Origin of the sequence: uncultured Chitinophaga sp. (assembly GCF_937874145.1) — a bacterium.
Lineage (GTDB): Bacteria > Bacteroidota > Bacteroidia > Chitinophagales > Chitinophagaceae > Chitinophaga.
In genome coordinates, this window is record NZ_CALNBI010000265.1 from 1 (window position 1) to 10,501 (window position 10,501).

General features: G+C 57.9%; 8 protein-coding genes. 6 read left to right on the plus strand and 2 right to left on the minus strand.

Features of this window, described 5'->3' with window-relative positions; genetic code table 11:
• Window positions 1–348 precede the first annotated feature (348 nt).
• Window positions 349–1,650: a hemolysin family protein gene (locus tag Q0510_RS13185; protein WP_298712405.1), complete on the minus strand. Its 1,302-nt coding sequence runs from the start codon at window positions 1,648–1,650 to the stop codon at window positions 349–351.
• Between the two features lie 115 nt (window positions 1,651–1,765).
• Between Q0510_RS13185 and Q0510_RS13190 the strand changes: the two genes are divergently transcribed.
• The 6 genes from Q0510_RS13190 to Q0510_RS13215 all read left to right on the plus strand — a co-directional run bounded on the left by Q0510_RS13190 (window position 1,766) and on the right by Q0510_RS13215 (window position 9,451).
• Entirely contained in the window at window positions 1,766–2,155 is a 390-nt protein-coding gene (locus Q0510_RS13190; RefSeq protein WP_298712407.1) for a hypothetical protein, read from the plus strand.
• Window positions 2,156–2,401: 246 nt separating this feature from the next.
• Window positions 2,402–2,767: a c-type cytochrome domain-containing protein gene (locus Q0510_RS13195; protein WP_298712409.1), complete on the plus strand. Its 366-nt coding sequence runs from the start codon at window positions 2,402–2,404 to the stop codon at window positions 2,765–2,767.
• A gap of 55 nt (window positions 2,768–2,822) precedes the next feature.
• Window positions 2,823–4,766, plus strand: a complete 1,944-nt coding sequence (locus Q0510_RS13200; RefSeq protein WP_298712411.1) for a DUF1549 and DUF1553 domain-containing protein — start codon at window positions 2,823–2,825, stop codon at window positions 4,764–4,766.
• A 29-nt stretch (window positions 4,767–4,795) separates the two neighbouring features.
• On the plus strand, window positions 4,796–6,250 hold the full coding sequence (locus Q0510_RS13205) for a DUF1501 domain-containing protein (protein ID WP_298712413.1): 1,455 nt from the start codon (window positions 4,796–4,798) through the stop codon (window positions 6,248–6,250).
• 10 nt (window positions 6,251–6,260) lie between these two features.
• Window positions 6,261–7,286: a 6-bladed beta-propeller gene (locus Q0510_RS13210; RefSeq protein ID WP_298712415.1), complete on the plus strand. Its 1,026-nt coding sequence runs from the start codon at window positions 6,261–6,263 to the stop codon at window positions 7,284–7,286.
• Entirely contained in the window at window positions 7,286–9,451 is a 2,166-nt protein-coding gene (locus tag Q0510_RS13215) for a c-type cytochrome domain-containing protein (RefSeq protein WP_298712417.1), read from the plus strand. The genes Q0510_RS13210 and Q0510_RS13215 overlap by 1 nt, the downstream gene beginning before the upstream one ends.
• 68 nt (window positions 9,452–9,519) lie before the next feature.
• On the opposite strand, the gene Q0510_RS13220 is transcribed toward Q0510_RS13215, so the two are convergent.
• Window positions 9,520–10,501: TlpA disulfide reductase family protein (locus Q0510_RS13220; RefSeq protein WP_298712420.1), on the minus strand; the 982-nt coding region annotated here is incomplete at its 5' end.

A 10,501-nucleotide genomic window follows, 5' to 3' on the forward strand; every position in this document is an offset into this window, starting at 1 on the left:
CAATCTACGCCCCGTTTCCATATCCGCCCATTTCCACGGGTATTTCGCCAACTGTATGGAGAATAAGGGAAACAATTGCCCTTTGCGGCGTAGTTGCCGCAGCCAGATCCTGTCTCCGGAAGGATTGGTAACAAGGCTACCGGTGATGCGTCCCGGCTGGTACATCCTGCCATGGCGCCGTTCGTACCGTATCTAACAAACATTAATTTCAAGTTGTTCGTTAAAACGCGGGAATTTCATTTGTCTTATCACGCGGTGCAAATCCGGGCATGTATGTACCCGGAGCCCTATGCCATAAAAAAAGCCCGCCGGGGCAGGCGGGCTTTTTCCTATGATACGTAAGCTATTTTATGATTCCTCGCGCACTTCCACTTTGGCGATGCGGTGCTGGTCCATTTGCTTCACTTCGAAGCGGAGCCCGCGCCATTTGATGCTGTCGCCCGCGGCGGGGATGCGCCCCAGCCGGTCGAGGATGAAGCCGCCGAGGGTGGCGAAGTTGACGAGGTTGATCTTCTTCTGGTCGGCCGGGATGTGCATCCGTTCGAGGAATTCCACGAAAGGGATCTGCGCGTCCACGAGCATGGCGCCGTCTTCCTGCCGTTTCATCTCATATTCGAATTCGTTGGTTTCGGAGATGTCGCCTACCAGCGCATCCACGATATCGTTGATGGTGATCATCCCTTTCACGGCGCCGAACTCGTCGACCACCATGCCCTGGTACACCCTTTCCTTGCGGAAGAGATCGAGGATCTGGTAGGTGCGGTTGTGCGTGGTGATGAGGAGCAGTTTCTTTTTGTAGGATTCCAGTTGCAGGAGGGATTCGGTCAGGTTGTCGTTCAGCAGGTCTTTTGAATAGACGAAGCCGTACACTGAATCGAGGTCGCCGTTGGTGAGCGGGTAGAGCGTGTGCTTGTTGGAAAGTATTTTTTGCCGGTTGATTTCCGCGGAATCGTTCACGTTGAGCCACACCAGCTCGTTGCGGGGCGTCATGAGCGTGGAGGCCTGGCGGTCGCCGAGGTTGAACACATTCTGGATGAGCGCTTTTTCCGTTTCTTCGATCACGCCGCCCTGGTGGCTTTCGGCGATGATGACTTTCAGTTCCTCTTCCGAATGGATATCGCCGTGTTCGTGCACGGGCGTGATGCCGGCGAGTTTCAGGATCGCGTTGGCGAAGCCGTTGAGCATCCAGATAAACGGGCGGAAGATGACGTAGAACACTTTCAGCGGCAGCGCCACGGCAAAAGTGGTGGGCACCGGTTTGCGGATCGCGAGGGATTTGGGCGCCAGTTCGCCGAAAACGATATGCAGCACGGTGATGCAGAAGAACGCTACCGGCAGGGCGATCTTGTGCGCAGTAGCGGGATCGATGGTGAGGCCCATCGCGCCGAAAAGGGACAGGATCAGGGTCGTCATCACATCCTCGCCCACCCAGCCAAGACCCAGCGATGCGAGCGTGATCCCCAGCTGCGTGGCGGCCAGGTACCCGTCGAGGTTGTTGACGATGCTCCGCGCTATGTTGGACACGGCGGCGCTGCGGCCGGCGCTTACTTCGATCTGGGAAGAACGCACTTTCACAATGGCGAATTCGGCGGCAACGAAGAAGCCGTTCAGCAAAACGAGGAACAAAGTAAGCAGGATATCAAAAGTCATTTTGTCTTAAAAGTTAAACCATAAAGATATGGTTTGCTGCCACTTTCAGCAAGTTGTTTTCCATACGGTTGTTTCTGGGGAATGGAATTTGCAGGATGATCGGTAAACGAACCTCATGAAAAATACCACCATCGCCAACACCGCCCGGATCGCCCTTGGCGCGGGGCTCGTTCTCGCGGGCATCGCGCACCTCACTTTCAAGCGCAGGGAATTCCAGGCGCAGGTGCCGGACTGGGTGCCCCTCAAAAAAGACGATACCGTCGTGTATTCAGGGATCGCGGAAATCGCGCTGGGCAGCTCGCTGATCCTGTGCAACAAACGCCAGCGCAAACCCATGGGCAAAATCGCCGCAGCATTCTTTACCGCCGTGTTTCCCGGCAACATTTCCCAATACGTGCACAAACGGGACGCCTTCGGACTGGATACTGACGGGAAACGCTTCGCGCGCCTGCTGTTCCAGCCGCTGCTGGTGTACTGGGCGCTGAAGTGCACGCACAAAAGCTGACGGCGCAGCGATACATAACCGCTGGTCATATTTTCATGGAACATTGCGGATTAAATAGTATATTCACCATACAGATCAATCAAAAGGAAAAGGAGCGATAAAAAACAATGCAAATATCCGCTCATAACAAGTCAATATAGCGTCAGAGATAAGCAAGCGCCCCGGGGGCAACGTTCCATATTTGACCAGATAAGCCACGTGAAGTAAGATCCGTATTCGTGAACACTGAAATCGTCCGTCCGTACCATGTTCCATCGTTATGTAATATTCGCCGCCGGCCTGACCGCCGCATTATTTTCCTGCAACACCAACACGCAGCCACGTACCGCCGAAGTGATGCCGGATTCCATCGATTATAGTTTCCATATCCGGCCGATATTATCCGACAAGTGCTTCGCCTGCCACGGCCCCGACGCCAACAAGCGCGAAGCCGGCCTGCGGCTCGATATTGCGGACAGCGCCTATAAAGCCCTGCAGGAATCGCCCGATATGCACGCCCTCGTGCCCGGGAACCCCAGGGCCTCGGCCGTGTTCCTCCGCATCACAACGGAAGACAGTTCCCTGCGCATGCCGCCGCCCGCATCCAATATGCAGCTCAGCGCGTCACCGTGACCGTCTGCTGTGTGCCGCCGCGCTGGAACACAAGGTCAGCGCCCACGAAATCAAAATGATCGAAAAGTGGATCAAACAGGGCGCGAAATATAAACCCCACTGGGCCTTCATACCTCCCGCCGCTCCCGCTGTCCCGGCCGTGGACGATGAAGCCTGGCCCCGCAACGATATCGACCGCTTCGTGCTCGCCCGAATGGAAGAGAAAGGCCTCAGCCCCAACCCGCAGGCCGACCGCGAACGCCTCCTCAAACGCCTCAGCATCGACCTCACCGGCCTCCCGCCCTCCGCCGCGCGCATGGAACGCTTCGCCAAAGACACCTCCGAAAAAGCATACGAACAAATGGTGGACGAGCTCCTGGCCGACAGCGCCTACGGCGAAAAAATGGCCATCCACTGGATGGACGTAGCGCGTTACGCCGATTCCCACGGTTACCAGGACGATAACATTCGCACCATGTGGCCCTGGCGCGACTGGGTCATCTATGCCTTCAATAAGAATCTTTCCTATAAGGATTTCGTCACCTGGCAGATCGCCGGCGACATGATGCCCGGCGGCGGGCGCGAACAGCTCCTCGCGTCAGGCTTCAACCGGAACCATAAAATCACCGAAGAAGGCGGCGTTATCGACGAAGAATACCGCGTGTCGTATGTACTCGACCGTGCGAATACCTTCAGCAAAAGCCTCATCGGCATCACCATGGAGTGCGCCCAGTGCCACGACCATAAATACGATCCATTTTCCCAGAAAGAATATTTCGAGCTGTACGCCTTTTTCAACAACGTGAAGGAAGTCGGGCTGGAATCCAGCGTGGGCGGACCGGAAACCTACGCCAAGAAGCCTTACATGGAAATCACGAAAGACGACCTGGCCGGCGCGCTCCGTTTCATCAACAAACAGGATTCCAACCGGCTCATCGTTTCGGTCATGGGCGACCAGCAGGAAGTGCGCAAAACCTTCGTGCTGGGGCGCGGCTCGTACGACAATCCCACCATCGAAGTGCAACCCGGCACGCCCGTTTCCGTGATGCCGTTCAGCCCCTCCTACCCTTCCAACCGGCTCGGGCTCGCTTCCTGGCTCTTTGATCCTAAAAACCCTTTGACGGCCCGCGTGTTCGTCAACCAGATGTGGCAACAGGTGTTCGGAAAAGGCATCGTTAAAAGCACCGGCGACTTCGGTATGCAGGGCGACCTGCCCAGCCACCCGCAGCTGCTCGACTGGCTGGCGGTGGATTTTATGAACCATGGCTGGGATATGAAACGGCTGATGAAGCAGATCGTCATGTCGCAGACCTACCGTCAATCGGCAACGATCTCCAAAGACAAGCTGGAAGCCGATCCGGATAACATTTACCTCTCGCGTGGCCCGCGCTTCCGGCTGCCGGCCGAAATGGTGCGCGACCTCGTGCTGGAATCGAGCGGGTTGCTCGTGCACACGATCGGCGGGCCCAGTGTTAAACCTTACCAGCCCGAGGGATTGTGGGAGCTCGCCACCTCCGGCAGGGGGCAGCTGGCCACCTACCGGCAGGATCATGGCGAAAGCCTCTACCGCCGTGGGCTGTATACTTTCATTAAAAGAACCGTGCCGCCGCCGTCGATGATGCTGTTCGACGCCAGCAACCGCGATCAGTGCGAAGTAAAGCGCTCGGCCACCAATACACCGCTGCAGGCGCTCATCATGCTGAACGATCCCACCGTGCTGGAAGCCTCGCGCGTTTATGCGGGGAAACTGCTGCAACAGGGCGGCGAAGCCGAAAAGAATATCCGCCAGGCCTTCCGCAGCATCGTTTGCAGGACGCCGTCGGTGAAAGAAGTGGATGTGCTCGCCAAATATTATGTGCAGCAGCAGTCGTGGTTCAAGGCGCGCCCCGCGGAAGCCGCGAAGCTCCTGCAACATGGGGAGTATCCTATGGCCGAGGGGCTCGACAAACCGTCGTGGGCCGCGATGATGCAGGTCATCACCACTATCTACAACCTCGAAGAAACATTATCCAAAACCTGAATCCTCCGTTCAGCCTAAATAATCGCATCATGAAAAACGAATTCATAGAGCGCCACCTCAACATGAACCGCCGCAAATTCCTCTCGAACCTGAGCCTGGGTGTGGGAAGCGTGGCGCTGGGATCTTTGCTCATCCCCGACCTCTTCGGCAGCAGCAGCGAAAGCGAGGCCGCGTTCATGCCGGGTGTGCCGCACTTCGCACCAAAGGCCAAACGGGTGATCTACCTCTTCCAGAACGGCGCTCCATCTCAGCTTGAATCCTTCGACTATAAACCGAAGCTCCGCGAGATGATGGGCCAGGAATTGCCCGCCTCCATCCGGATGGGGCAAAGGCTGACGGGGATGACGGCCGGACAGTCGTCGTTCCCCCTCGTAGGCTCCTATTACGACTTCCAGCAATACGGGGAAGCACGCGCCTGGGTGAGCGACCTCTTCCCGCATACGGCTAAAATCGTGGACGACATCTGCATCGTGCGGTCGATGTTCACGGAAGCCATCAACCACGATCCGGCATTGACATTCTTCCAGACCGGCGCGCAACAAGGCAACCGCGCGAGCTTCGGGTCGTGGATGAGTTATGGCCTGGGGAGCGAGAACAAGAACCTCCCGGCATTTTGCGTCCTGCTTTCGCGCGGGAAAGGCAACGGGCAGGGCGTTTATTCCAAACTATGGACGAACGGATTCCTCGACAGCATCCACCAGGGCGTGCAGTTCAGCAGCGGCGACAATCCCGTGCTGTACCTCAACAATCCCAACGGCATCGATTCCACCAACCGGCGGCAGATGCTGGACCAGCTGGCGGCGTTGAATGATCAGTCGTACAAAGAATTTGGCGATCCGGAAATCAGCACCAAGATCCAGCAATATGAAATGGCGTACCGGATGCAAACGGCTGTGCCGGAGCTGACCGACCTGTCGAAGGAACCCGACGATATCATCAAGCTTTACGGCCCGGAGTGCCTCGTTCCCGGCACGTTCGCCGCCAATTGCCTGCTGGCCCGGAAGCTCTCCGAGAGCGGGGTCCGCTTTATCCAGCTGTACCACCAGGGATGGGACCAGCATGGAAACCTGCCGAATGAAATGGCCGGTCAGGCCAAAGACGTGGACCGCGCTTCGGCGGCGCTCATCACCGATCTCAAGCAGCGCGGGCTGCTCGACGAAACGCTGGTGATCTGGGGCGGCGAATTCGGCCGCACTAATTACTGCCAGGGCAAGATGACGGCGGATAATTACGGGCGCGACCATCACCCCCGCTGCTTCTCCATCTGGATGGCCGGCGGCGGAGTGAAGCCCGGTATTGTGTACGGCGAAACCGACGAGTTCGGGTACAACATCGTCAAAGATCCTGTGCATGTGCACGATTTCCACGCCACCGTGATGCACCTCATGGGGCTCGACCACGAAAAACTCACCTTCAAACACCAGGGCCGCCGCTACCGGCTGACAGACGTTGCGGGACAAGTGATTCCCGGACTGATGGCCTAAATACCGACATATGCAAAGAAGAAAATTCATCCGCGCAGCAGCGCTCGCCACCGCAGGATTCTACATCTCGCACGATCTTTTGGCTAATAAAAAAGGTCCCGTTTACGGGCATAACGGCATGCGGTACACGCTCGACACGAAATGGAGCAAGGCAGACGCAGTGCGTTTCCCCGTGAAGGACTGCCATGAAATGGTGCAGGATAAGAAAGGCCGCATCTTTTTGCTGACCAACGAAACGAAAAACAACGTCCTGGTTTACAACAAATCCGGCAAACTGCTGAACAGCTGGGGCACCGAATTCCCCGGCGCGCACGGGCTGACGCTGGCCAGCGAAGGCGGGGAAGAGTTCCTGCTCATCACCGATACCGACAAGCACCAGGTTTACAAAACCACGCCCGACGGCAAAATACTGCTGACGATCGATTGCCCGATGGACAGCGGGAAGTATACGAAGAAAGAAGCCTTCGTACCTACCGAAACCACCGTGGCCGATAACGGCGATATTTACATTGCCGACGGATACGGCGCGCAGTTCATTTCCCGGTTCGACCGCAACGGCAAGCTGCTGGCGGTATTCGGCGGGCGAGGCGAAGGAACGGCCTTCCTCGATAATGCGCACGGCATTACGGTAGACCGCCGGAAAGGCACGCCTACCCTGCTCGTCACCGACCGCACGCGGAATTGTTTCAAGCGGTACAGTATGGACGGGGAATTGCAGGAAGTGATCGAGCTGCCGGGGGCATGTGTCTGCCGGCCGGTGATCCGCGGGCAGCACCTCTATGCGGCGGTGCTCCGTTCGCCCGACATGAACGGGGAAGGCAGCGGTTTCGTGACGATCCTGGATAAGGACAACAAGGTAGTGTCGAATATCGGCGGCACGGAACCGAAGTATACCGATGGCCGTTTGCAGCGCATGCAGCAGGCGGAAAAGCTGTTTATCCATCCGCACGACGTGTGCGTGGACGACGATGAAAACATTTACGTAGCTCAATGGGCTTCGGGCAAAGCATATCCCTATAAACTCGGCAGGGTCTGATGAAACAACCGCAAATCAAATGGCAATACCTGGGCGGAAGATTGCTTTTCGCCTGTAATATATTCGTGCTGGTTTTATTGCTCGCCGGCGACCGGCTCGCCGTGCCCTCCTGGCTGCAGGTGGCCGGGCGCATGCACCCGCTGGTGCTGCATTTCCCGATCGTGTTGCTGATGCTGGGAGCGGTGCTCCCTTTCATCCGGCTGCGCGAGCCGGAAGCGGCGCGGTGGAAGGACCAGCTGACGGCGGGGCTCCTGTTGCTGGGCGCGCTCAGCACCTCGGTGACCGTTATGATGGGATTATTCCTGTCGAGGGAAGAGGGATACCCGGCCGAGGGGGCGCTGTTCTGGCATAAATGGGGCGGCGCGCTGCTGCTGTGGACCGCTTCGGCCTGCTATTGGCTCCGTGGCTACCTGCAGGTTTGGGTGCCGAAGATTTTATCCGTGATGATGGTGGTGTTGCTGATGGTAACGGGGCACTTCGGCGCGGTGGTCACCCACGGCGAGAATTTCGTGCTGGCGCCGGTAACGCCGGCATTCCAGGCGCCGCAGGTGCCGCTCGAAGAGGCGGAACTGTTTGCGCATGTGGTGCGGCCCATCCTGGAAGAAAAATGCATGAACTGCCACAACCCCTCGAAAGCAAAAGGCGGGCTGGATATGAAAGCGGAAGATAAAATGCTCGCGGGCGGGAAGAACGGCAAGCTGCTCATCCCCGGCGATCCCGCGGCGAGCCTGCTCATGCTGCGCCTGCATCTTCCGGAATCAGATAAAAAACACATGCCCCCGGCCGGCAAACCCCAGCTGACGGACGACGAGATCGCCATCCTGCAGCACTGGATCCAACAGGGCGCGGATTTCAAGATCATGGTGAAAGCACTCCCCGCGCAGGATACCCTGCGCCTCCTCGCCGCCGCACGGCTGAAGCCCGCCGGCAACGATGAAGGCCTGGCGCAGCTGCCGCACGCGGATGAATCGCTGATCGCAAAGCTCAACAACAATTACCGCGTGCTGTACCCCGTGGCGCTCAACGCCGCGCCCCTGGTGGCCAATTGGTACAATAAAGACAAATTCGATATTACCTCCGTGAAGGAACTGCTGCCGGTTAAAGCCCAGCTCACGGAAATGCACCTGCAGAAAATGCCCGTTACCGATGCAGACCTGGAAGTGCTGGCGCAATTCAGGGAACTGCGCGTCCTCAACCTCAGCTTTACACAGGTAACCGGCAAAACGCTCGGCGCCCTGGCAGCGCTCCCGCACCTGGAAAGCCTTTCGGTGTCCGGCGCGCCCGTCACCCTGGAGCATTTATTGGCCCTCAAAAAAGCACCTGCGCTCAAAAAGCTTTACGTCTGGAATACGGCGCTCAATGCCCGGGACATGGAGCAGGCGCAAAAGGCCTTCCCGCAGGTGGCGGTGGTGAAAGGGTTCGACAACGAGCACAGCGAGCAGCTGAAACTCAACCAGCCCACGCTGGTGAACACCAACGCCGTTTTCGGGAAAGACATGCAGCTCGTGCTGAAGCACCCCGTGAAAGGGGTCGAGATCCGCTTCACGACAGACGGCACCCCGCCGGACTCCCTGCAATCGCCGGTGTTCAAAGACAGCCTTCTGCTCACCCAAAGCACCGTCATCCGCGCCATCGCCTGCAAAAAAGGCTGGTACGCCAGCGATCCCGTACAATATTCCTTCAGCCAATCCACCTACCGGCCAGACAGCATGACGCTGACCAGCTTCCCGGATGGGCAATATGTAGGTGAAGGCGCCAAAACGCTCATGGACGAAAAGAAAGGCGACTTCAACTTCGGTAACGGGAAATGGCTCGGGTACAACAGCCGCCCCATGGATGCGGTGGTGCTCTTCGCCGAAGCCGTGCCCTTGAAACAGGTTTCTTTCAGCACATTCAGGAACCTGGATGCCTATATCTTCCCGCCGGAACAGATCGAAGTCTGGGGCGGCACCGACGCGAAGAACCTCCGCCTGCTGAAAAAACTCACGCCGCCGGCCGTGCAGAAAGGCGAGCCTAACAGTACTATCACCTACGATTGCAACTTTCCGGAAGCGCAGGTCTCCTGCCTGAAAATCGTGGTAAAACCTATCGCGAAGCTGCCGCAGTGGCACCCCGGCAAAGGGAACCGCGGCTGGGCGTTCGTGGATGAAGTGATGTTCAATTAAACTCCGCTACTAACGATAAAAGCCCCGTACATCGCTGTACGGGGCTTCTCTTTATGCTGATGGCAAGGCTATTTGAAGATGGCTTCGAGTTTGGCCTGCAGTGCTTCTTCGCGGAGGTCTTTTGCGATCACTTTACCGCTGGGGTCCAGCAGGAAGTTGGTGGGCACCGCACGGATGCCGTATTCTTCCACGATGGGGCTTTTCCAGCCTTCGAGGTCGCCCACGTGCGTCCAGGTGAGGCCGTCTTTGGCGATGGCCGCCAGCCAGGCGTCCTTCTTCGTGTCGAGGGTAACGCCGAGAACGGTAAACCCTTTATCGTGGTACTTCTGGTAAGCCGCCACAACGTTGGGGTTCTCTTTCCGGCAGGGGCCGCACCAGCTGGCCCAGAAATCCACCAGTACGTATTTGCCCTTGTACGAGGAGAGCTTCACGATGTTGCCGTTGGTATCCGCCAGGGCGAAGTCCGGTTTGGCGCCGATGCCCGTTTTGGAGGCGATGCGCTGGTGTTCGGTGATTTGCTGGCCGTAGACCGAGTTTTTCGCTGCGGGGGCCAGCATGGCGAACAGGCGTTCCACTTTGGGAGGGTTCGGGTAATCGATGAAACGGTGGATGATGATCAGGGGCGACACGGGCGAAGCCGGATACCGGCGTACGAATTGCGTTACCGCGGAATCCAGTTCATTGTCGAGGTCCGCGAATCCCTGGCGCGCCTGCGCCAGGCCCACGGAGTCCTTCGCTTTGGTCGCCGAATCGATGCGCTGGTACAAGCCGCCGGCTTTCTTCGTGATGCCGCCCCAGGTGGCCCCCCACTCCAGCCATTGCGCCTGCGAAGCGGAGCCCTTCAGCGCGGCGTTGGCCAGGTTGCTGTCGGCCGTAAAGGTCATCGGTTTGTTTTCCCCGATGAAGCTATAGCCGCCGCGCGCGCCTTCCACGCTCAAAAACTGCAGCGTAGCACCTTTCAGCTTGCCGGTGAAGGCGAAGGAGCCGTCTTTGCTCACCACGGAATCCGATTTGTTCGTCTTTCCTTCCTGCCAGCGCAGATACACTTTC

Excerpts from the sequence above, each read along its gene's own strand:
- Q0510_RS13185 (WP_298712405.1), bottom strand. The coding sequence starts at position 1,650 with ATGACTTTTGATATCCTGCTTACTTTGTTCCTCGTTTTGCTGAACGGC.
- Q0510_RS13190 (WP_298712407.1), top strand. The coding sequence starts at position 1,766 with ATGAAAAATACCACCATCGCCAACACCGCCCGGATCGCCCTTGGCGCG.
- Q0510_RS13195 (WP_298712409.1), top strand. The coding sequence starts at position 2,402 with ATGTTCCATCGTTATGTAATATTCGCCGCCGGCCTGACCGCCGCATTA.
- Q0510_RS13200 (WP_298712411.1), top strand. The coding sequence starts at position 2,823 with ATGATCGAAAAGTGGATCAAACAGGGCGCGAAATATAAACCCCACTGG.
- Q0510_RS13205 (WP_298712413.1), top strand. The coding sequence starts at position 4,796 with ATGAAAAACGAATTCATAGAGCGCCACCTCAACATGAACCGCCGCAAA.
- Q0510_RS13210 (WP_298712415.1), top strand. The coding sequence starts at position 6,261 with ATGCAAAGAAGAAAATTCATCCGCGCAGCAGCGCTCGCCACCGCAGGA.
- Q0510_RS13215 (WP_298712417.1), top strand. The coding sequence starts at position 7,286 with ATGAAACAACCGCAAATCAAATGGCAATACCTGGGCGGAAGATTGCTT.